The following is a 20,198-nucleotide window of genomic DNA, read 5'->3' as shown; positions in this document are numbered from 1 at the left end:
GCCCAGGAGACGCCCACCATGTCCACAGCCGCCGACCTCGACGCGGTCCCCTCCTCGACCGGCGCGCCGACGTTCGCCGTCATCCCCGGCGCCCAGGTCGCCGCGGCCCTGGAGGGCCGCGAGCGCGAGATCGTCGACGTGATCGCGCGGACCTACCGGATGCACGGGGCGGGCGAGACCGGCAACCCGCCGTCGTACTTCCTGCGCTTCCCCGACAAGCCGAACTCCCGGATCATCGCGCTGCCGGCCTCGGTCGGCGGGGGCGTCGGGGTCGACGGGATCAAGTGGGTGTCCAGCTTCCCGGACAACGTGGCCGCGGGGATGCCGCGGGCCTCGGCGGTGCTGATCCTCAACGACCACCAGACGGGCTATCCCTTCGCCTGCCTCGAGGCCTCGATCATCAACGCGGTGCGCACCTCGGCGTCGGCCGCGCTGGCCGCGGACCAGCTCACCGCCGGGCGGACGCGGCCCCGCCGCGTCGGCTTCTTCGGGGTCGGCCTGATCGCGCGCTACCTGCACACCTACCTCGCGGCCACCGGGTGGGAGTTCGACGAGATCGGCGTGCACGACCTGAACCCGGAGAGCGCCGAGGGGTTCCGCGGCTACCTGCAGCGGGCCGACCCCGACGCCTCCGTGGTGATCCACGACGACGCGGAGTCGCTCATCCGCTCCTGCGACCTGATCGTGTTCGCGACGGTCGCGGGCGTGCCGCACGTCCACGACCCGGCGTGGTTCGACCACCACCCGCTGGTCCTGCACGTCTCGCTGCGCGACCTCGCGCCGGAGATCGTGCTCGGGGCGACCAACGTCGTCGACGACGTCGACCACTGCCTGCGCGCGAACACCTCGCTGCACCTGGCCGAGCAGCAGGTCGGGAACCGCGACTTCGTCCACGGCACGCTCGACGACGTCATGGCCGGGCGCGTGACCGCGACGCCGGACCGGACGACGGTGTTCTCGCCGTTCGGGCTCGGAATCCTGGACATCGCCGTGGGCAAGGAGGTCTACGACCAGGTCGGCCGCACGGGGGGCCTGCAGGTCGTCGACGGGTTCTTCCACGAGATGAGCCGTTACGGACGTGGTGCCGGTGGGGGCAACTGAGACCGAGATCCGAATTGTCGGTCACGGAGCGTGATTGTTCGTGGCGAAAGGCGCCAACCAGTTACCGCTCGGGCCCCGGGTAGGTCATGATGTCGCTCACAGAGGGTCCGTGTGAGGGGGGCGGGATCGTGAGCGAGGTCGATCGGGACGACAGCGGGGTGACGACGCGCATCCAGCTGCACGGCCTGGACGCGCAGACCGTGGCCGTGGCGCCGGGGACGACGGTGCGCGTGTCCTACGTCGGGGACGGGCGCGCGACGCTCGTCGCCCCCGACGGCCGCGCGGGTCGGCACGCGGCGCCCCCGGTGCGCGACGGTCGGCGCCCGGGGCCGCCGTCCGCGCCGCCCGCGCCGGCGCCGACCATCGTCTCGTCGCCGCAGCAGTTCAACACGCACGACCTGTTCGTCGACATGCGCTCGATCGTCGACCAGAAGCTGTTCTGCAAGGTCGAGGGCATGAACTTCGCCGGGTCGGTGAAGCTCAAGGCCGCCGCCGCGATGGTGGAGGCCGCCGAGACCGCGGGGCAGCTGAACCCGTGGTCGATCATCGTCGAGTCCTCCTCGGGGAACCTCGGCGTGGCCCTCGCGATGGTCAGCGCCAACCGCGGGTACCGGTTCATCTGCGTCACGGACGACCGCTGCAACCCGCAGACCCGCCGGCTCATGGAGACCTACGGCGCCGAGGTGCACGTGATCTCGGTGCCGAACCCGAAGACCGGCCTGCTCGGCGCCCGGCTCGACCACCTCAAGGCCCTCTGCGACCGCGACCCGGACACCGTCTGGCTCAACCAGTACGAGAACCCCGCGAACGCCGGCGCCCACTACGCGCAGACCGCTCCGTCGATCGCGCGGGCGATCCCCGGCATCGAGGTGCTCTTCGTCGGCGCCGGGACGACCGGCACGCTCATGGGCAACGCCCGCTGGTTCAAGCAGCACCGCCCGGACGTCAAGGTCGTCGCGATCGACGTCGAGGGCTCGGTGAGCTTCGGCGGCCCGGCGGCGCCGCGGCACATCCCGGGGCTCGGCATGGGCATGGTCCCCCCGGCCCTCGACCGGACGCTGGTCGACGACGTGGTGATCGTCCCGGAGACCGAGACCGTGCGGATGTGCCAGCGCCTGGCGATGCGCGGCTTCCTGTTCGGCGGGTCCACGGGCACCGTCGTGGCCGGGGCGGCGCGGTGGCTCGCCCGGCACGCCCACCCGACCACCACCGCCGTGACGCTCGCCCCCGACCAGGGGGAGCGCTACCTCGACACCGTGTACTCGCCGGGGTGGCGCGAGGAGCACTTCGGCACCGCCGGGAACCTGACCCGGCCGCACCCGTTGTCCGACCCGGCCCCCGCGGTCGACCCCTCGACCACGAAGGAGTGACCATGTCCGCGCCCGTCGGGCCGGCCGCCAACCTGGACCTGCGGGCCGGCCACCCCCCGATCCTCCACTCCGACGGCGGCGCCGACCCCGTCGGCTGGACCGCCCACCACCGCAACGAGGTGCGCCAGATCCTGGCGCGCTACGGCTCGGTGCTCGTGCGGGGCCTGGGCCTGCGCGACCACGCGCAGACCGCGGCGGTGATGAGCCGGCTGACGTCGAGCGGCCTGCTGCCCGAGCGGGAGCCGTTCGCCCCGCGCACCCAACTCGGCCAGGGGCTCCAGTCGGCCACGCCGTGGCCCGCGAGCCAGCAGATGTGCCTGCACAACGAGCTCAGCTACGTACCCGACCCGCCCGCGTTCATCATGTTCGCGTGCCTGACCCCGCCCGCGGGCGGCGGCGTGACCCCGGTCGGCGACGGATCGGCGGTCCTGCAGGCCCTGCCCCCGGCGCTGGTGTCCCGGTTCGAGCAGGAGGGCTGGCTGCTCGTCCGGCACTACAACGACGACATCGGAGCCTCCTGGGCGGAGGCGTTCGGCACCGGTGACCGGGGCGCCGTCGAGCACTACTGCCGCGGCGCGGGCATCGAGTTCACCTGGGACGCCGACGGCGGGCTGCGCACGCGGCAGCGGCGGCGCGCGGTCGTCCGGCACCCCGTCGACGGGCGCCCGTGCTGGTTCAACCAGGTGGCGTTCCTCAGCGAGTGGGCCCTCGACCCCGACGTGCGCGAGTACCTCGTCGAGATGAACGGGCCCGACGGGCTGCCCTTCACCACGCGCTTCGGCAACGGGGAACCCATTCCCGAGGACGTGGTGGCCGTCATCAACCAGGCCTACGACGCGCACACGCTCCGCGAGCCGTGGCAGGCGGGCGACCTCCTCGTCGTCGACAACGTCCGCACCGCCCACGGCCGCGACGCCTACGAGGGAGACCGCACGGTCGTCGTCGGCATGGGCGACCCGATCCGCCTGTAGGCACCCGGGCATGGCGGACGAGGCGACCGGGCAGGACCGCCGGTCGGTCCTGCTGGCCGGGGCCGTGTTCGCGTGCGGCGTCGCGGGCTGCGCCCCGGCGCCCGCCCCGCCCTCCTCCGCGGACGGTGACGGCGGGTTCGCCCCGGGCGCGCCGCCCGCCGGCGCCGGGGTGGCCGGGGGACCGGGCACCGTGCTCGGCCCCGCCGCGGTCGTCCCGGTGGGCGGCGGCGTGGTCTACCCGGCCTTCGCGGTCGTCGTCGTCCGGGCGACGGCGGAGGACTACCGCGGCTTCTCGGCGGTCTGCCCGCACGACGGCTGCCTGGTGAACGAGGTCGCCGACGGCTCGATCGTCTGCCCCTGCCACGGGAGCCGGTTCGCCCTCGACGGCGCCGTCACCCGTGGTCCGGCCGAAGATCCACTGTCCGTACGACCCGTCCGCGTCGACCGTGGCCAGGTTGTACTCGAATAGCGTAACGACGTGACCGTGAGTATCGACTAGGAAGGCGTCACACGTTGCGCCGAAGGGCGCCTTGGGGGAGAGATGAAGCTCTTCGGGCAGTACGAGATCGGCGAGCTGATCGGTCAGGGCGGGATGGGCGAGGTCCACCGGGCCTACGACACCCGCCGCAACCGGGACGTGGCCCTGAAGCTGCTGCCCGAGTCGACGAGCAAGGACCCGGCCTACCAGCGGCGGTTCCGGCAGGAGTCGTACGCGGTCGCGAAGCTGCGGGAGCCGCACGTCGTCCCGATCCACGACTACGGCGAGATCGACGGGCGCCTCTTCATCGACATGCGCCTCGTCGACGGCCAGCCCCTCGCCCAGCTCATCGCCGACACCGGCCCGCTCGGGGCGGAGCGGTCGGTCGCGCTCGTCAACCAGGTCGCCGACGCCCTCGACGCGGCGCACGGCGAGGGCCTGGTGCACCGGGACATCAAGCCGTCCAACATCCTGGTCACGCCGACCGACTTCGCGTACGTCGTCGACTTCGGGCTCGCGCACGCGGCCGGGAACACGCGCTCGTGGGCGACCGTCTCCGGTGCGACCCTCGGCACCCTCGACTACATGGCGCCGGAGCGCTTCGAGAACAAGGAGGTCGACGCCCGGACCGACGTCTACGCCCTCGCCTGCGTGCTCTTCGAGTGCCTGACGGCGGCCAAGCCGTTCCCCGGGTCGGACCTCCCGTCCCAGATGTACGCGCACGTCTACCTGAGCCCGCGCCGCCCGAGCGAGATCGTGCCCGGCATCGGTGCCCGGCTCGACGACGTCGTGGTCCGCGGCATGGCGAAGGACCCCGACCAGCGCTTCGCGACCGCCGGCGACCTCGCCGCGGCCGCCCGGGCGGCGCTCGCCGCGCAGCCGCCGGTCTCGACCGGGGCACTCCCGGTGGGCTCCGGCCCCGTCGAGGTGCCCGACTCCCCGGCCGCGCTGCTGGAGACGAGCGCGCCGACCACCACGGTGTCGCCCGTCGAGGCCCCGACGACGACCGTCGCGGCCGCGCAGGCCCCGACCACGACCGTGCTGGCGGGCGGTGTGCCGACCCAGACCGGGCCGTCGACGCCGCACCGCTTCGTCCCGCCGCCGTCGTCACCCACCCCGTCCACTCCACCCACTCCACCGACCCCGCCCACCGGTCCTCCGGCCGCCGGTCCGCCGTCGACGCCGCCCCCGTCCGCTCCCGCCGCAGCCGTCGGTGCGACGCCGCCGTCGCGCGGACGGCGCCGGACCGTGCTGATCGCCGCCCTCGTCATGGTGGTCGCGGTGGTCGCGGCCGTGACCGTGGGCGTCGTGGTCGGCCGGGAGAGCAGCGGCTCCGGTGACGGGTCCTTCGCCGGCGGCGCGGCCGCGGGCGGACCGGCCTCGCCGAGCAAACCCGTCGTCGCGAACAGCGTGGCGAAGCCGACCGTGGCGCAGACCGTGCCCGTCGGCCCGACACCGGGCTACATGGAGATCGCCCCCAGCGGCAAGTTCGGCTACATCGCGAACCGGCAGGCCGGGATGGTCACGGTCTTCGACACCACGAAGAACGTCGCGACCGGCACGATCCCGATCCCCGAGGGCGGACCGCAGTTCGTCAGCTTCTCCCCGGACGGGACGCGGGCCTGGGTCAGCGTGACCAACGCGGACTACTCCGTCAGCGAGGTCGTCGCGATCGACACCCGCACCGCGGCCGTCACCGCCCGCATCCCCACCGGCAAGCGGCCGTTCGCGCTGCGCGTGTCGCCCGACGGCTCCCGGGTCTACGTGCCGAACCACGACTCCAGCTCGATCACGGTGATCGACACCGCGACCGACGCCGTCATCAACACGATCATCGTCGCGCCGAACCCGCACTGGGTCGACATCTCGCCCGACGGCACCCGGCTCTACGCGGCCAACCACGAGTCGAACCTGCTGACCACGATCGACACGGCCACGGACGCCGTCCTGGGGACGACCCCGGTCGGCAAGAGCCCGCACTCGATCGTCCGCATGCCGAACAAGCCGCTGCTGCTCAACGCGAACTACGACGACGACACCCTCTCGGTGACCGACACCGACACCGGGCGCGTCGTCGCCACGATCCCGACCCAGGACCACCCGCAGGACATCACGCTCAGCGCGGACAACAAGCACGCCTACATCGCGCCCGTCGACGCCAACTCGATCCAGGTGCTCGACACGTCGACCATGCAGATCACCGCGACCGTCCCGACCGGCCGCGGCCCGACGAGCGTGGCCGTGGGTCCCGAGGGACGCCAGGCCTACGTCACCAACCTGCTGGACGGCACGGTCACGATCATGAACATCGCGAGCACGGCGTAGGGCCGCGCTCGCCCTGTCGCGGGGAACATCCCGCCGTCGGTCAGCTTGTCGCTGTGAATCCCAGCGACAAGCTGAGCGCAGGGGCGCGGGAGCCCGCGACAGGGTCACACCTCCGTCTTGAGGATGCAGATCGCGAGGTGTGCGTCCTCGACGGCCTGGCGGGCGGCGCCCGTCAGGCCGGTGTCCGCGAGGGCGGCCGCCCGGGCGCTGTCCGCGGCCTGCTCGAGCTCGATGACGGCGTCCCGCGCGGCGTCCCCGGACGCCGTCGTCGCCTTGGTGGCCTTGTCGTCGAACTCGCGCACCACCGCGACGAGCACGGTGGAGGCGCCGGCGTCGTCCGTCACGGCGGCGAGCGCCGAGGTGGTCCCGCGCTTGACCTCGTCGAGGCGGGCCGGGATGTCGATCACGGCCGCACCTCGTAGACGTCGTTGAAGGGGGTGGACGTGGCGCGGCGGAAGCGGGTGAAGCCGGCCAGCCGGACGACCTCCCCGAGGGCCGTCTCGCCGGCCTGGGCACCCAGGCTCCACTCACCGCTCTGGGCCAGGGCGTTCGGGACGCACAGCAGCGTCGAGAACCCGTAGTAGAGCCGGCCGACCGGGTTGTGGTTGTCCGCGGGGGTGTTGCCGGCGGCCGGTTCGACGAGCAGCCACGTCCCGTCCGGAACGAGGGCCTCGCGGACCCGCCGGGCGGCGCTGACCGGGTCGCCCATGTCGTGCAGGCAGTCGAACGTGGTCACGAGGTCGTAGTCGGTCCCGGAGAAGGTCTGCGCGGAGGCGACCTCGAAGCTCACGCGGTCCGCGACCCCCGCCACGGTCGCGCGCTCGCGGGCGAGGGCGATCGACCCGTCGTGGTAGTCCGAGCCCTGCACCGTGATCGCCGGGTAGGCCTGCGCCATGATCGTGCTGGAGGCGCCGAGCCCGCAGCCGACGTCGGCCACCCGCCCTCCCGCGGCCAGGCGGTCGGCCACGCCGTCCAGGGCCGGGATCCAGCTGGTGGTCAGGTTGGCGGCGTATCCGGGTCGGAAGAAGGCCTCGCAGCCGAGGAACACGTTCTCGTCGTGCTCGTGCCACCCCATGCCGGTCCCGGTACGGAAGGCGTCCGCGATGCGCTGCTCGGCGCGCAGGGCTCCCAGGGCGAGCTGGAAGGCGGCCGGGAGGTAGACCGGCCCGTCGGGGTCCGTGAGGCACATGGCCTGCGCCGGCTCCAGGTGGTGGCGCCCGGTCGCCGGGTCGTAGGTCGCGTACCCGCCCGCCGCCTGGGTGTTGAGCCACTCGGCGACGGGGCGGGCGTGCGTGTTCGTGCGGGCGGCCAGCTCGTCCGCGGTGGCCGGGCCCTCGCCGAGGGCGCGGTACAGGCCGAGACGATGGCCGATCACGACGCCGGCGGCCGCGGCCGTCGCGCCGAGGTCGGAGACGAACTGCCCCAGGAACGCGTCGAGCGCCTCCTGGTCCGGCATCGGTGGCGGTGTCGTCGGCGGGTCGACGGTGGTGGACATCGGGCCTCCCGGAGGTCGGTGGACGAGGGCCTCCGACGCTAGGAACCGCGCCCCCCTCCGGGCATCGGGCGATCGCGCCGACCGGGTGTCCCGAACACCCCATGCTCTCCGACCTACAGCCAGCCCCGCTCCGCGGCGAGGCGCGCCGCCTGGGCCCGGGTGTGCACCTCGAGCTTGGTGAAGATGTTCGACACGTGGCGGCCGGCGGTCTTCTCGCTGACGTACAGGCGGGCACCGATGTCGCGGTTGGACAGCCCGTCGGCGAGCAGCGCGAGCACCTCGCGCTCCCGGGGGCTGAGCGAGCAGTCGTCGGTCGCGTCGCACCCGTCGTCGGGAGGGGCGACGTCGAGGTCGGTGTCGACGAGCCGTGCGAGCCACCCGTCGACGCTCTGCGGTCCGAAGTCCAGCCAGACCGGCTGGTAGGTCGTCCCCTCGATCCCGACGCCGGGTCCGGCCGGCGCGAATCCGAGCGGCAGGAAGATCGGCCCGAGCCGCGGGAGGTCGACGACGGTCGAGTACAGCCGCCGCAGCCGGGGCCGCCACTGCATGTAGGTGCGCTTGACGTCGAGCCAGCACGCGGACACCGCGGGGGAGCGCAGCTCGCCGCTCTCGCGCCCGAGCCAGCGTCGCATCAGCAGCACCCGCTCCTCGGGGGCCGGCGGGTTCTCGCGCAGGTGCTCGAGCCAGGGCCGCGCGACGGGGTCGGACCCCAGGAGGTCCGGGTCGACCGTGCCCAGCTCGGCGATCTGCACGAACGCGGCCACCGCCCCGTCCGGGTCCCGGGCGACGGCGAAGGTCTCCGGGTGGCTCGCCCACCAGCGGGCGAGCGCCTCGGCGACCGGGGCCGGTTCGTGGGCGAGCGCGATCTCCGCGATCGCGGTCGCGTCCTCGCGCCGGGCCGGCTCGACGACGTGGGTGGGTCGGGCGCTGGGGAAGCAGGCGTCGCGGACGACCGGGTTCTCGATGAGGAACATGAGGTCCGCGGTGCGCTGCCACAGGTCGTCGCGCGACGGCGGCCGGCCGGCGAGGAAGCTCGCGGCGCGTCGCCGGTACCGGCGCCGGCGCTCGGGGTCGCGGACGGCGAGGTCGTGCCCGACCGTGTCCCGCACGACGTCGTGGAGCACCAGCCCGTCGGTCGTCGCGTCGACGAACGGCAGGCGACGGAGCCCGTCGTACGCGGCCCGGGCCTCGTGGTCCCCCCGGTCGAGCACCGCGGCCAGCAGCGGCTCGGTGACCCACCGCGTCGTCGACGCCGCCTCGAGCGCGGTCGTGGCCTCGGGGGAGAGGCCGTCGACGAAGCAGTCCAGGAGTCCCCCGGGAACGGGGCCGCCCGCGGTGGCCGGCGACGTCGCCGCGCCCGGGCGCCCGCGGCTCGTGGCTGCGGCCAGCTCCAGCGCGAGGGGGTGCCCGTGGGCGAAGTCGTCCGCCCGCCGGGCCTCGGCCTCGTCGAGACCCCGGGCCCGCAGCAGCTCCCGGGCGGGGCCGGGCGGGAGCGGGCCGACGCACAGTTCGACCACCGAGCCCGCCCACCCGGGAGCGGTGTGCCAGGCGCTCGCGGGTCGGTCGCGGCCGACCAGCACGGTGAAGACCGACGTCGGCAGCATCGGGAGGAACGTCGTCCGCGTCCAGGTGTCGGCGAGCCCGAGCACCTCGTAGGTGTCGATGGCGAGCACGTGCCGGGGCGCGGTACCGAGGGCGGTCACGACGTCCGGGGTGCCGAGCGCCCGTTCCAGGGCCCGCAGCACGCCCTCGGGGGTCGGCTCGACGTCCCGGCCGTCCAGGACCGTGACGGCGGTGTCGACCGGCAGCTCACCGAGGACCGCCCGGAGCAGCCGCGTCTTGCCGATCCCGCCCGGGCCGTGCACCAGGGCGACCACCCGGTCCGGGTCGAGGACGGCCGAGCGCAGCACCGCGAGCTCCGCCTCGCGGCCGACGAACGTCCGGGCAGCGTTCTCGCTGATCCGGTCGGAGATCGTGCGGGTCATCCGCGCCCCCCGCGGTGGTCACGACGTGTTTGTCCGTTGCGTGCCATGGTGGCGCGGGTCGTCGGCGTACGGCGGGGTAACACCCGGACGGAGCAGTGGTGCGAGCACGCACCGTGCTAGTGGGATCACTGCCTATCCTGGGCGACCGTGACCACGCGCCGTTGTCCGTGCGGACTGCCCGAGACGTTCGACGCCTGCTGCGGCCGCTACCTCGGTCCGGACGGCGCTGCACCGCCGACCGCGGAGGCACTCATGCGGTCGCGCTACACCGCGTTCGTGCACCACGACGTCGAGCACCTGCTGCGGACATGGCACCCGCGCACGCGACCGTCGACGCTGGACCTCGACCCGACGACGCGGTGGCGCGGACTGGAGGTCGTCGACCGGGTCGGTGGCGGGCTGCTCGACACCGAGGGCGTCGTGGAGTTCCGCGCCCACCACCGCGACGGGGTGCAGCACGAGCGCAGCCGGTTCGCCCGCGAGGCCGGACGGTGGGTCTACGTGGACGGTGCGCTCGGACCGGCCTGATCGGCCCGCACCGACCCGGCGTCAGGACAGGGTCGGTGTGCGCGACTCCAGCGCACTGGTGAGCAGCGCGACCAGGGTGGCGTGCTGGGCGTCGGCGGAGGCGATCTCCTCCTCGGACCCGTCCAGCGCGACCGCGGCCAGCCCGGCCTTGTCGTCGATCAGCTCGGCGATCCGGGCGTCGATCGTCTGCGCGGCGAGGATGCGCCACGCGGTGACCGGCATCGACTGGCCGATGCGGTGGCACCGGTCGATCGCCTGGGTCTGCTCGGCGGCGGTCCACGGCAGCTCGGCGAGCACGATGTTCGACGCGACCTGCAGGTTGATCCCGACGCCCGCTGCGGTGAGCGAGCAGACGATGACCTGGACCTCCGGGTCCTCGACGAAGGCGTCGATGTTCTTCTGCCGGGCGGTGCGCGACTGGTCGCCCCGGATCGCGGACCACCGCACGCCCTGCTTGTCGAACGTCGCCTGCGCGGCGTCCATGACGTCGACGTGCTTGGCGAAGAAGACGACCTTGCCGGCGCTGCGTGCGAGCTGCGCGGCGTAGTCCGCGGCCAGTTCGGCCTTCGCCTGCCCGATCCGGCGCATCATGGTGAACACGTTGTCGCCGTTGGGGGAGTTCTCGGCGTCCTTCTGCTCCCACGTCGCGACCAGGCGCACCAGGTCGTGGTCGATGCCCTCGACCTCCCGTTCCTGACGGCGGGTCGCGAGCGCCTCGTCGTAGCGCGCGACCATCCGCGCAGCGAGGTCGCGCTCCGCGGCGCGGATCGAGCGGCCGGTGGGGCCGTCGAGCTCCACCGGGAGGTCGGCGATGCGCCGCTCCGGGATGTCGGCGGCGACGTCGACCTTGCGGCGCCGCACGATCCCCATGTCGACCACGGCCTGCCGCGCGTCCCGGTAGAAGCCGGGGTCGGCGGGCGTCAGGCCGGTCTCGGTCAGGAGGTCCATGAGGTCGCCGAGCGGCTTCTTGTCGTCGATCCAGCCGAGGAACTCCCAGATGGCGAGGAAGTCCTCGATGTCGTTGATCAGCGGCGTTCCGGTCAGCGCCATGAGCAGTGGCCGCCCGGCGAACGACCGGACCTTCTCCGAGAGCGCCAGCACGTGCTGGGAGCGCTGCGAGCCCTTGTTCTTGATGAAGTGCGCCTCGTCGACGACCATCCCGCGGAACCCGAAGTCGCCCAGCCAGCCGACGTGCCGGTCGAGGACGTCGTAGTTGACGACGACGATGTCGGCGAACCCGTCCACGGAGTCCCCGTTGCCGTGCACCGCGGTGACGCGGCGACGCGGGCACCACAGCCCGGCCTCGCGGACCCAGTTCGTCTTCACGACGTTCGGGACGACGACGAGCAGCGGATAGGCCTGCGCGGCCTCCGCGGCGAGCAGCGCCTGCGCGGTCTTGCCCAGACCCGGCTCGTCGGCGAGCAGGAAGGTCCGGTGGCCCTCGGCGACCGCCTCGACCACCTCGCCCTGGTGCGGCATGAGGTCCTGCCCGCCCCGGGTGTGCAGGGAGCCGGGCTCGGGGAGGTCCATGCAGGCCGGCGCCCCGGCGCCCGCGCGCTCGAAGGAGCGCAGCAGCGGCTCCAGGAGCTCCCAGCTCGCGAGGCGGGAGGGCCGGGGCGCGGTCGGGCGCTGGATCGAGTAGTCCGGCTCCATGAACGGGTTCGCGAGCTGGCGCGAGATCACCGACTGCGGGACGACGCCGCTGCGCACCGGCGCGACCGGCTCCTCCTCGGGCTCGGGTTCCGGCTCCTCGGCGACCTCGACGCCGGCCTTGCGCAGCATGTCGCGCTCGAGCGAGCGGGCCTCGTCGGAGACCACGGCGTCGTCGGACAGGAGGGCCATGAGGCGGGAGTCGCGCACGGCGCTCATCGCGAGCGAGGTCGCCACGTCGTCGAGGCGTTTGAGCTGCTCGGACCGCTTGGTCTCGCCGATCGACTCGTCGGCCCGGACCCGGGTGCGTTCGTCGCGCAGCATCAGCGCGACCGCCTGGAACTTGGTGCGCACCGACGGGGTCACCCGGCCGTTGCCCAGCGCGGTCTTGACCTCCCGGACGGCGCGCTGCAGCACCGACATCACGTCGTCGCCGCCCCGACGACCACGTCGCCGGTCGTTGGCGGCGCCACGGCGAGCCCGTGTGGGCTGGCCTCCTCGAGCCACGTACTCCTCCTCCGTGCACGGCCAGGGTGCGCCGTGCTGGCCTGTCGCGCGACAGTGCGGCCGGTGGAGCGTCATCCGTACCGACGTCGGGAGGGACCCCGATCCACCGCTGCCCCCGAGGACCACCGCCGCAGGACAGGACCGTCCTGCGAAGAACCGGCGCATCACGCGAGAGCCGTCGCAGCAACGCTCGTGTCGCGCTCCTGCTTCCCTCACCATACGCCGACGACCCGCCGTCGGCGGAAGGGGACACGCCGCGTGAGCGGCTCAGGACGCGGCGACGGCCTTCGACTGCTCGACGGCGAGGCGGTCGACGAGGTCGTTCATCTCGTCACCGGAGTGCCCCTTGGTCCAGCGGAAGGAGATGTCGCCGCGCTCGTTGACGGTCGTGATCAACGGCTCCCACAGGTCCCGGCTGACGACGGGCTTCTTCGCGCTGGTGACCCACCCGCGCGCGATCCAGCCCTTCCACCAGCCGTCGCGGAAGCAGTTCACGACGTAGGTGGAGTCGCTGACGACCACCAGCGGGCCGTCGAGCGCTCGGACCGCCTCGAGCGCGGCCCGGATCTCCATGCGCTGGTTCGTGGTCGCGGCCTCGCCGCCGCTGCCCTGCCGACCGTCCTTCGTCGCCCACGCCCAGCCCCCCGGGCCGGGGTTGCCGGAGCACGCGCCGTCGGTCCACACCTCGAGCGCACCCTCGGCGGCGGGCATGTCCGGACGCTTCGGCTTCGCGGCCTTCGTCGCGGCCTTCGTCGGCTTCGCCGACGCCGTGGTGCCCGCGTCGGCGCACGCCACGTGCGCCCAGCGTTGTCCGGCCTTCGCGATCTCCTCGCCCGGCGAGACGGGGGAGGCGCAGACCCCGCAGGTGGTCGCGTACTTGGCGGTCATCGGCACCGGGCCAGGGTAGGTCGCGCCGGCCGGTGATCACGCCCGGGCGCGCCCGTGACGGAGCGCGACGCCCGGGTCCGGACCACGTCGTAGAACCGCTTCCGCGGGCAGCGGTTCCCGGGCACGGTGCGGGCTCGGACATCACCGCCTGCAGGCGCTCGGTGACGGAGCGCGACGTCCGGGTCCGGACCGTGCCGCAGAACCGCTTCCGCGGGCAGCGGTTCCCGGGCACGGGGCGGGGCCCGACGTCACCGGCCGTGCACGACCCGGTGACCCGGCGTGCACGGCCGATCCGGTCGCTCGTCGAGAAGCACACCACGCACCGTCGGGCGCCCGACGAGGTGCCTCACGTGCTTCTCGCGATCGGGTCGGCGCCGCCGGCCTACGACGAGCGCCGCCCCGCACTCCAGGCGTAGGGCAGCTCGGATCCGTTGAGCACGTGGTCGCCGACCGTCTGCAGCTTGTAGATCAACGGGTTGTGCACCGAGATCGTGCGGGCGTTGCGCCAGTGCCGGTCGAGGCGCAGCGACTCCGAGGTGATCGACGCCCCGCCGACCTCGAACAGCTGCGTCGTCGCGTCCAGGACCGACGGGATGACGGTGGCCTGGGCCCGGGCGACGTCGAACTCGACGCCGTCGAGCAGGTCGGCGTCCTCGCTGTCGCCGGCCAGGATGCGGTCGAGCTGGTCGGCGACGTCGAGCACGATGGTCCGGGCGGCGTACGCGGCGGAGGACAGCCGGCCGATGACCTGCTGCACCAGCGGGTCGTGGCGCGGGAGGTCGGCGGCGGCGTGGGTGTAGCTGCGGGTGCGGTCGCGCACCCAGCCGGACACGTCGTCCGTGGCCCGCTGGGCGATGCCCGCCAGCACGGCGAGCTGGACGAGCTGCAGGTAGGAGGTGCCGTAGGTACGACCGGGCACCCCGTAGCCCGGCCCGAGGATCCGGTCGGCGGGCACGAACACGTCGTGGAACTCGGTGGTGCCGCTCGCCGTGAGGCGCTGGCCGAAGCCGTCCCAGTCGTCGTGCTGGGTGACGCCCGCCGCGTCGGCGTCCACCAGCACCGCCACGCGCTCGCCTTCCCGGTCGGCCGCGACGATGATGTGGTCGGCGTAGAGGCTGCCGGTGCTGTAGTACTTCGTCCCGTTCAACCGCAGGCCGCCGGGCGTCGAGCCGTCGGGCATCAGGCGGGTCTGGTAGCGGTCGATCGCCCCGACGCCGGGCTCGGAGATCGCGTTCCCGACGAGCGTCCCGTCGGCCGCCGCGCGGAGCCAGCGGTCCCGTTCGGGCCCGGGCGCGGCGAGCAGCTGCTCCTCGACGAACCACCAGTGCACGCGCAGTGCCTGGGGCAGGTTCGACTCGGCGGCGCCCAGGAGGATCAGCTGCCGGAACAGCTGACGCACCGAGGCGCCGTAGCCGCCGAGCTCGACGGGGACCCGCAGCGCGCCGAACCGCGCCTCCTGCAGGGCCCGGACCTCATCGTGGGCCAGCGTGCGGTCGTGCTCGTGCTGCAGGGACGCCTCGGCGATGCGGGCGTGGATCGGGGTGAAGATCGCGTCGAGCTCGGCGTCGGTGGTCGTGGCGGTGGAGACGGTCGCGGTCATGAAAAACCTCCGGGAGGCGTGGGGACACGCGGGTCCGGGCCACGGCGGCACGTCCGGCCGCCGGGCACGACGGGACCCGGTGAGGGAAGGAGAGGAGCGGCGACGAGAGGTCAGCCGCGACACAGCGCGGAGGCGACACGCGCGAGGTCGATGTGCCCCCGCGTGGTCAGCAGCACCGCCGCGATCATGGAGCGACCCTAACCCGTCGTCGGGAAGGATCCGAGGAGCTGTGACGAGGCCGGGCAGGATGGGGCCATGCCCGCCGTGCACGTGTCCGACGAGGTCCACGAGGCGGTCGCCGCCGGGCGGCCGGTCGTCGCGCTGGAGACGACGATCATCACCCATGGCCTGCCGCGGCCGCGCAACTCCGAGGCCGCGCACGAGGCCGAGCGGCAGCTGCGGGGCGCCGGGATCACCCCGGCCACGGTGGGCGTCGTCGACGGCCGTCCGACCGTCGGCCTGAGCGGCGTGGAGATCGACCGCCTCGGCACCACCGACGACGTGTCCAAGATCGGGAGCCGGGATCTGCCCGTCGCGGTCGCGCAGGGGTGGTCGGGCGGGACGACCGTCTCGGCGACCGCCTGGCTCGCGCACCGGGCCGGGGTCCGCGTCTTCGCCACGGGCGGGCTCGGCGGGGTGCACCGCGGGGCCTCGGCCACCTTCGACGAGTCGGCCGACCTCGTCGCCCTGGCCGGCGTCCCGATCCTCGTCGTCTCGGCCGGGGTGAAGTCGATCCTCGACGTCGGGGCGACCCTCGAGCGGCTGGAGACCCTGCAGGTCACCGTGCTCGGCTACCGGACGACCGCCTTCCCCGGCTTCTACGTCCGGGACTCCGGCTTCACGCTGACCGACCGGGTCGAGACGGCGTCCGAGGTCGCCGCGGTGGTGCGCGCCCGCGACGACCTCGGGCTCCGGTCTGCGGTGCTGCTCGCGAACCCGGTGGCCGAGGCCGAGGAACTCGACGACGCCCTGCACCACGCGGTGCTCGAGGGGGCGCTCGCCGACGCCGAGGCCCACGGGGTCCGCGGCAAGGACACGACGCCGCACCTGCTCGACCACCTCCACCGCGCGAGCGAGGGCCGCAGCCTGGAGGTGAACCTCGCGCTGTACCGGGCCAACGTCGCACTCGGCGGGGAGGTCGCCGCCGCGCTGTCAGCCCTCGACGACGGCCGCGAGGTGCTCCAGTGACGAGGCGATCCCGCCCTCGTGGTCCTGCTGGTCGATGCCGGGCGGCACGTCGTCCGCGGTGACCGTGACCTGCGTGCCCGCCCCGGTGGGGGTGAGCTGCCACGTCATGGTCATGGTCCCCGCGAACGAGGGGTCGTCCGCGACGAAGTCCGCCCGCTGCACCACCCGCTGGTCGGGGACGAGCTCGGCGAACCCGACCTCGACGACGTCGGTGGCGTCGCCCGACTTGCCCGGCGACCCCGTCGGGTCGAGGTAGGTCAGGACCATCCGGAACCCGCCCCCCGGGCGCGGGTCCCAGTGCTCGATCCGCCCGCGCATCCCTTCGGGCGGCAGCCAGGACTCGACCGCGGCCCGGTCGACGAGTGCCGCGTACACGGCGGCGGGCGAGGCGGCGATCGCCCGGGCGGCACGGTCGGTTCTCCCCATGCCGCCCATCCTGGTGGGCCGGTCAGAGGCCGGCCAACCCCTGCGGCGCCGGCAGCGCCGCCAGCCGGAAGCGTGGCGGCTCCGTGCCGTGCAGGTGGCGCACGAAGTAGTCCCACGTCCGACGCACGACGTGGTGTGACCGCCCGACCAGCGAGTGGTCGACGCCGGGGACGATGAACATGTCGACGTCGACGTCCGCCTCGACGAACGAATCGACCAGACGCAACGTCTGGTACGGGTGCACGTTGTCGTCGAGCTCGCCGTGGATCAGCAGCAGCTTCCCGCGCAGGTTCCCGGCCAGCTCGGACGTCGCGAGGTCGAGCGGGTCGCCGTCACCGTGGTACTGCTCGGCCCACATCGTCACGTAGACCCGGGCGTCGTGGCTGCCCGACGTCGCCACCCCGACGGAGTAGAACTCCGGGTGCGAGACCAGCGCCCGGGCCGTCGCGAACCCGCCGCCGGAGTGGCCGGTGATCCCGACCCGCTCGGTGTCCAGCCACGGGTACCGCAGCCCGAGCTCGCGGATCGCGGCCACGTGGTCGTCGAGCGCCCCGGCGTCCCCGAGGTGCCGGTAGGAATGGTCGTGGAAGGCCTTGCTGCGCCCCGCGGTGCCGCGGCCGTCGATCGCGACGACGGCGAAGCCGAGGGCGGCGAGCGCCTCACCGGTGCCCGGCATGGCGCTGTCGAAGGCCGGACCCGCCCGGTGGATCTGCGGGCCCGGGTAGATGCTGTCGATCACCGGGTAGCGCCGCGCGGGGTCGAACCCGTGCGGGCGCCAGAGCAGGCCGTACACCGGGGTCCGGCCGTCGGCGGCCGTCGTCCGGAAGCGCTCCGGCGGGCTCCAGCCGAGCTCGACGAGCGCGTCGGTGGTCGGCGCCTCCAGCTCCACCAGCACCTGACCGTCGCCGCCGAGCACCCGGGACCGGGGGGCGTGCGCGGGGGTGGAGGCCCGGTCGAGCAGGTGGCCGCCCTCGGCCGGGCTCTCCGCGTCGTGGTCGAGGTCGTCGTCGGTGAGCCGGGTGAACCCGGTCCCGTCCAGACCGACGCGGCAGATCTGGCGCGCGTACGGGTCGTCGGCGACCAGGCCGGTCGCGAGGAACCACACCTGCCGGGTGTCCTCGTCGACCCACAGCACCGTCCGGACGAGCCAGGAGCCGCGGGTGAGTTGGACCGGCTCGTCGGACCCGCCGGGGTACAGGTACAGGTGGCCCCACCCGTCGCGCTGGGACCACCACAGGATCTCCCCGGAGTCGAGCACGCGGACCATGGGCGGCTCGCCGAGCTGCGGCGTCGGGTCGACGCGGGTCTCCCCGGTCTCCTGCACGAGCGTCGTGGTCCCGCCGGTGGAGGGGTCGAGGCGGACGAGCTCGAGGGTCCGGGCATCGCGGGACTGCCGCAGGTGGTGGACCGCCTCGCCTTTCTCGCCCGACCACCACACGTGCGTCAGGGTCACCGGGTGGACGATCGGTCGCGGCTCCTCGTCCTGGCGCACGACCGTGCCCTCCGCGACGTCGATCACCGCCCACGACATCGTCGCCTGGGCCTCGTCGCCGGGGATCGGGTAGCGGAAGCGGTGCTCCACGGGCCGGCCGCCGTCGGCGGGGGACGACTCGACGAGGACCTGCTCGGCGACCCCGCGCTCGTCGAGGCGGTGCACCAGCAGCCGGGTGGAGTCCGGTGACCAGAACGCGAGGAAGATCGTCCTCAGCCCGAGGCGGCGCAGGTTCATGCGGCTGCTCATCGCGTCGGTGAGGGCGCCGTACTGCACGCCGGGTTCGGCGTCGTCGGTGAGGGCGGTCTCGTCGCCGGTCTCCGCCGAGCGCACCCACACGTTCCCGTCGCGGCGGAAGGCGACCCAGCGCTCGTCGGGGGAGGGGAGCTCGAACGGGTCGGTGGGGCCGTCGTCGAGCCGGGTGAGGGTGCCGTCGGCGAAGCTCCACCGTCCCCCGAGTGCGGAGAACCGCGGGACGTCGTCGTCGAACTCCAGGGAGGCGACCGGCAGGTCCGACGCCACGACGGCCGTCCCCGTCGCCCGGGAGAGCTCGGCGGCGAGGCGGTCGTGGTCGAAGGCGTCGTGCCGGGTGCCCGCGGCGGGGTCGACGAGCACCCATCGCCTGCCGGCCTCGTACCAGAACCGCCGGCCGTCGGCGATCCAGTGCGGGGTCACCCGGGGCACCCGTCGGCTCCGGTACGGGGCGAGCATCTGCTCGGCGCGGGCGTAGTCGGTCGTCGAGAGGTGGGTGTCCGTGGTCATGGCGCCATGAGAAACCCGGACGTCACGGCACACTCAAGTCCTGTCCGACGACGGGTCGGTCAGAAGGTCAGCGACGTCTCGTGCGGCCCCTGGTCGAAGTGCCGCCGGGTGTAGCGGGCGATCAGGAACAGCACCGTGCCGACCGCCAGGTAGACCGCCGCCAGCAGCCAGATCTCCGCCGACTGCTGGAAGAGCAGGGCGACGCTGGCGATCACGGCGAGGATCGGGACGATGCGCGGGATCGTGAAGTGGCGGTGGTCGACGCGGTCGTTCTTGAGGACCAGGCACGAGATGTTCGTCGAGATGAACACGAACACCAGCAGCAGCACGGTCATGTCGGCGAGTGTCCCGATCCCGCCGACGAAGCTCATGCCGATCGTCGCCGCGCCGACCACGAGGATCGCGACCCACGGCGTGCGCAGGGTCGGCGCGACGTTGCCGAAGATCGAGGGCAGCAGGCCGGCCTCGGCGAGCCCGTAGGTCGCGCGGCTGGCCATCACCATGAACAGCAGCGCGCCGTTGGCGATCGCGACCAGCGCGATCAGGGAGAACAGCCAGCCGGGGATCGCGAGGCCGGATGCCGTGATCACCTCGAGCAGCGGGCCGGTCGACTCGGCCATCCGCAGCGGGTCGACGACGATCGCGGAGCCGAGGGCGATGAGCAGGTAGATCACGCCCGCCGTCCCGATCGCCCCGAACAGTGCCCGCGGGTAGGCCCGGCTGGGCTCCTTGACCTCCTCGGCCATGTTCGCGGCGGCCTCGAACCCGAGGAAGGAGAAGAACGCCGTCACCGACGCCGCGAAGGCGCCGTAGAGGATGGGCTGGTCGGGCGACGGGGTCAGCAGCCGGGCGACGTCCCCGCCGCCGCTGCCGAAGACGATCGCGGCCACGACGATCACCAGCACGAGACCGCTGACCTCGATCACGCTGGCCACGACGTTGGCCGACAGCGACTCCTTGACCCCACGCAGGTTGATCGCGATCAGGAGCAGCAGGAAGATCACGGTCACCGGCGCCGCGGGCACGTCGATCAGCTCAGAGAGGTAGTCGCCGGAGAACGCGCTCGCGAGCAGGGCCGACGTCGTGATCCCCGAGGACAGCATGAAGAACCCGACGACGAACGTGACGAACGGGATCTTGAAGGCCCGCTCCGCGTACCGGGCCGCGCCGCCGGCGTGCGGGTACTTCGTGATCATCTCCGCGTAGGTGCCCGCGGTCAGCAGCGCGAGGACGAGGGCGAGGACCAGGGGCAGCCACAGCATGCCGCCGACGTCCTCGGCCATCGTCCCGACGAGCGTGTAGATGCCCGCGCCGAGGGTGTCCCCGACGATGAAGAAGAACAGCAGGACGGTCCCCACGGTCCGCTTCAGCTTCGTCGCCTGCGGCGCCGTCTCGGTCGGTGCTGCCGGTTCACCCATCGGGGAATGGTCAC

Annotated in this window: 17 protein-coding genes; 7 read left to right on the top strand and 10 right to left on the bottom strand. The window is 73.4% G+C overall.

Annotated features, from left to right (window positions below):
• Window positions 1–18: 18 nt before the first annotated feature.
• The 5 genes from sbnB to QRT03_RS20475 all read left to right on the top strand — a co-directional run bounded on the left by sbnB (window position 19) and on the right by QRT03_RS20475 (window position 6,245).
• Complete coding sequence (gene sbnB / locus QRT03_RS20495; protein WP_286054882.1) at window positions 19–1,101, top strand: 2,3-diaminopropionate biosynthesis protein SbnB; 1,083 nt, start codon at window positions 19–21, stop codon at window positions 1,099–1,101.
• Between the two features lie 362 nt (window positions 1,102–1,463).
• Window positions 1,464–2,471 carry a 2,3-diaminopropionate biosynthesis protein SbnA gene (gene sbnA, locus QRT03_RS20490; protein WP_286054937.1) on the top strand — a complete coding sequence of 336 codons (1,008 nt, stop codon included), beginning with the start codon at window positions 1,464–1,466 and terminating at the stop codon, window positions 2,469–2,471.
• 2 nt (window positions 2,472–2,473) lie between these two features.
• Complete coding sequence (locus QRT03_RS20485) at window positions 2,474–3,442, top strand: TauD/TfdA family dioxygenase (protein WP_286054881.1); 969 nt, start codon at window positions 2,474–2,476, stop codon at window positions 3,440–3,442.
• 10 nt (window positions 3,443–3,452) lie between these two features.
• Window positions 3,453–3,911, top strand: coding sequence for a QcrA and Rieske domain-containing protein (locus QRT03_RS20480; RefSeq protein ID WP_286054880.1), 459 nt, complete (start codon window positions 3,453–3,455; stop codon window positions 3,909–3,911).
• A 72-nt stretch (window positions 3,912–3,983) separates the two neighbouring features.
• Window positions 3,984–6,245 carry a serine/threonine-protein kinase gene (locus tag QRT03_RS20475; RefSeq protein WP_286054879.1) on the top strand — a complete coding sequence of 754 codons (2,262 nt, stop codon included), beginning with the start codon at window positions 3,984–3,986 and terminating at the stop codon, window positions 6,243–6,245.
• Between the two features lie 104 nt (window positions 6,246–6,349).
• Here QRT03_RS20475 and QRT03_RS20470 read toward each other — a convergent pair whose 3' ends face one another.
• The 3 genes from QRT03_RS20470 to QRT03_RS20460 all read right to left on the bottom strand — a co-directional run bounded on the left by QRT03_RS20470 (window position 6,350) and on the right by QRT03_RS20460 (window position 9,725).
• Window positions 6,350–6,652: a hypothetical protein gene (locus tag QRT03_RS20470; protein ID WP_286054878.1), complete on the bottom strand. Its 303-nt coding sequence runs from the start codon at window positions 6,650–6,652 to the stop codon at window positions 6,350–6,352.
• The gene (locus QRT03_RS20465; RefSeq protein ID WP_286054877.1) at window positions 6,649–7,740 is read right to left on the bottom strand and encodes a class I SAM-dependent methyltransferase; all 1,092 of its coding nucleotides are present in this window, start codon (window positions 7,738–7,740) and stop codon (window positions 6,649–6,651) included. Before QRT03_RS20465 ends, QRT03_RS20470 begins: the two co-directional genes overlap by 4 nt.
• Window positions 7,741–7,853: 113 nt before the next feature.
• Window positions 7,854–9,725 (bottom strand): LuxR family transcriptional regulator, encoded by a 1,872-nt coding sequence (locus tag QRT03_RS20460; protein WP_286054876.1) that lies wholly within the window; start codon window positions 9,723–9,725, stop codon window positions 7,854–7,856.
• 147 nt (window positions 9,726–9,872) lie between these two features.
• Here QRT03_RS20460 and QRT03_RS20455 point away from each other — a divergent pair, with 147 nt between their 5' ends.
• The gene (locus tag QRT03_RS20455; protein ID WP_286054874.1) at window positions 9,873–10,253 is read left to right on the top strand and encodes a YchJ family protein; all 381 of its coding nucleotides are present in this window, start codon (window positions 9,873–9,875) and stop codon (window positions 10,251–10,253) included.
• A gap of 21 nt (window positions 10,254–10,274) precedes the next feature.
• Here the strand turns inward: QRT03_RS20455 and QRT03_RS20450 are convergent, their stop codons facing one another.
• From QRT03_RS20450 to QRT03_RS32210, 4 genes are all read right to left on the bottom strand, one after another.
• A complete protein-coding gene (locus QRT03_RS20450) occupies window positions 10,275–12,326 on the bottom strand; it encodes a DEAD/DEAH box helicase (RefSeq protein WP_286054873.1) in 2,052 nt (683 codons plus the stop codon).
• Between the two features lie 351 nt (window positions 12,327–12,677).
• The gene (locus QRT03_RS20445; RefSeq protein WP_286054936.1) at window positions 12,678–13,298 is read right to left on the bottom strand and encodes a ribonuclease H family protein; all 621 of its coding nucleotides are present in this window, start codon (window positions 13,296–13,298) and stop codon (window positions 12,678–12,680) included.
• A 382-nt stretch (window positions 13,299–13,680) separates the two neighbouring features.
• Complete coding sequence (locus QRT03_RS20440; protein WP_286054872.1) at window positions 13,681–14,898, bottom strand: acyl-CoA dehydrogenase family protein; 1,218 nt, start codon at window positions 14,896–14,898, stop codon at window positions 13,681–13,683.
• A 110-nt stretch (window positions 14,899–15,008) separates the two neighbouring features.
• On the bottom strand, window positions 15,009–15,086 hold the full coding sequence (locus QRT03_RS32210) for a putative leader peptide (RefSeq protein WP_352231126.1): 78 nt from the start codon (window positions 15,084–15,086) through the stop codon (window positions 15,009–15,011).
• Between the two features lie 67 nt (window positions 15,087–15,153).
• Here QRT03_RS32210 and QRT03_RS20435 point away from each other — a divergent pair, with 67 nt between their 5' ends.
• On the top strand, window positions 15,154–16,086 hold the full coding sequence (locus tag QRT03_RS20435; RefSeq protein ID WP_286054871.1) for a pseudouridine-5'-phosphate glycosidase: 933 nt from the start codon (window positions 15,154–15,156) through the stop codon (window positions 16,084–16,086).
• Here QRT03_RS20435 and QRT03_RS20430 read toward each other — a convergent pair.
• Genes QRT03_RS20430 through QRT03_RS20420 form a run of 3 tightly spaced genes read right to left on the bottom strand, consistent with a single transcriptional unit; the run spans window position 16,051 to window position 20,184 of the window.
• Window positions 16,051–16,512, bottom strand: coding sequence for an SRPBCC domain-containing protein (locus QRT03_RS20430; protein ID WP_286054870.1), 462 nt, complete (start codon window positions 16,510–16,512; stop codon window positions 16,051–16,053). The genes QRT03_RS20435 and QRT03_RS20430 overlap by 36 nt on opposite strands.
• 22 nt (window positions 16,513–16,534) lie before the next feature.
• On the bottom strand, window positions 16,535–18,766 hold the full coding sequence (locus tag QRT03_RS20425; protein WP_286054869.1) for a S9 family peptidase: 2,232 nt from the start codon (window positions 18,764–18,766) through the stop codon (window positions 16,535–16,537).
• 59 nt (window positions 18,767–18,825) lie between these two features.
• Window positions 18,826–20,184 (bottom strand): APC family permease, encoded by a 1,359-nt coding sequence (locus QRT03_RS20420; protein WP_286054868.1) that lies wholly within the window; start codon window positions 20,182–20,184, stop codon window positions 18,826–18,828.
• Window positions 20,185–20,198: the final 14 nt, after the last annotated feature.

The organism is Actinomycetospora termitidis, assembly GCF_030286555.1.
In the GTDB taxonomy this organism is placed as follows: Bacteria; Actinomycetota; Actinomycetes; order Mycobacteriales; family Pseudonocardiaceae; genus Actinomycetospora; species Actinomycetospora termitidis.
This window is presented reverse-complemented; position numbering and strand designations above follow the sequence as displayed.

What these genes read in the sequence shown, in the direction of transcription:
- sbnB (WP_286054882.1), top strand. Translation starts at nt 19, where the DNA reads ATGTCCACAGCCGCCGACCTCGACGCGGTCCCCTCCTCGACCGGCGCG.
- QRT03_RS20485 (WP_286054881.1), top strand. Translation starts at nt 2,474, where the DNA reads ATGTCCGCGCCCGTCGGGCCGGCCGCCAACCTGGACCTGCGGGCCGGC.
- QRT03_RS20480 (WP_286054880.1), top strand. Translation starts at nt 3,453, where the DNA reads ATGGCGGACGAGGCGACCGGGCAGGACCGCCGGTCGGTCCTGCTGGCC.
- QRT03_RS20475 (WP_286054879.1), top strand. Translation starts at nt 3,984, where the DNA reads ATGAAGCTCTTCGGGCAGTACGAGATCGGCGAGCTGATCGGTCAGGGC.
- QRT03_RS20465 (WP_286054877.1), bottom strand. Translation starts at nt 7,740, where the DNA reads ATGTCCACCACCGTCGACCCGCCGACGACACCGCCACCGATGCCGGAC.
- QRT03_RS20460 (WP_286054876.1), bottom strand. Translation starts at nt 9,725, where the DNA reads ATGACCCGCACGATCTCCGACCGGATCAGCGAGAACGCTGCCCGGACG.
- QRT03_RS20450 (WP_286054873.1), bottom strand. Translation starts at nt 12,326, where the DNA reads ATGTCGGTGCTGCAGCGCGCCGTCCGGGAGGTCAAGACCGCGCTGGGC.
- QRT03_RS20445 (WP_286054936.1), bottom strand. Translation starts at nt 13,298, where the DNA reads ATGACCGCCAAGTACGCGACCACCTGCGGGGTCTGCGCCTCCCCCGTC.
- QRT03_RS20440 (WP_286054872.1), bottom strand. Translation starts at nt 14,898, where the DNA reads ATGACCGCGACCGTCTCCACCGCCACGACCACCGACGCCGAGCTCGAC.
- QRT03_RS32210 (WP_352231126.1), bottom strand. Translation starts at nt 15,086, where the DNA reads ATGATCGCGGCGGTGCTGCTGACCACGCGGGGGCACATCGACCTCGCG.
- QRT03_RS20435 (WP_286054871.1), top strand. Translation starts at nt 15,154, where the DNA reads ATGCCCGCCGTGCACGTGTCCGACGAGGTCCACGAGGCGGTCGCCGCC.
- QRT03_RS20430 (WP_286054870.1), bottom strand. Translation starts at nt 16,512, where the DNA reads ATGGGGAGAACCGACCGTGCCGCCCGGGCGATCGCCGCCTCGCCCGCC.
- QRT03_RS20425 (WP_286054869.1), bottom strand. Translation starts at nt 18,766, where the DNA reads ATGACCACGGACACCCACCTCTCGACGACCGACTACGCCCGCGCCGAG.
- QRT03_RS20420 (WP_286054868.1), bottom strand. Translation starts at nt 20,184, where the DNA reads ATGGGTGAACCGGCAGCACCGACCGAGACGGCGCCGCAGGCGACGAAG.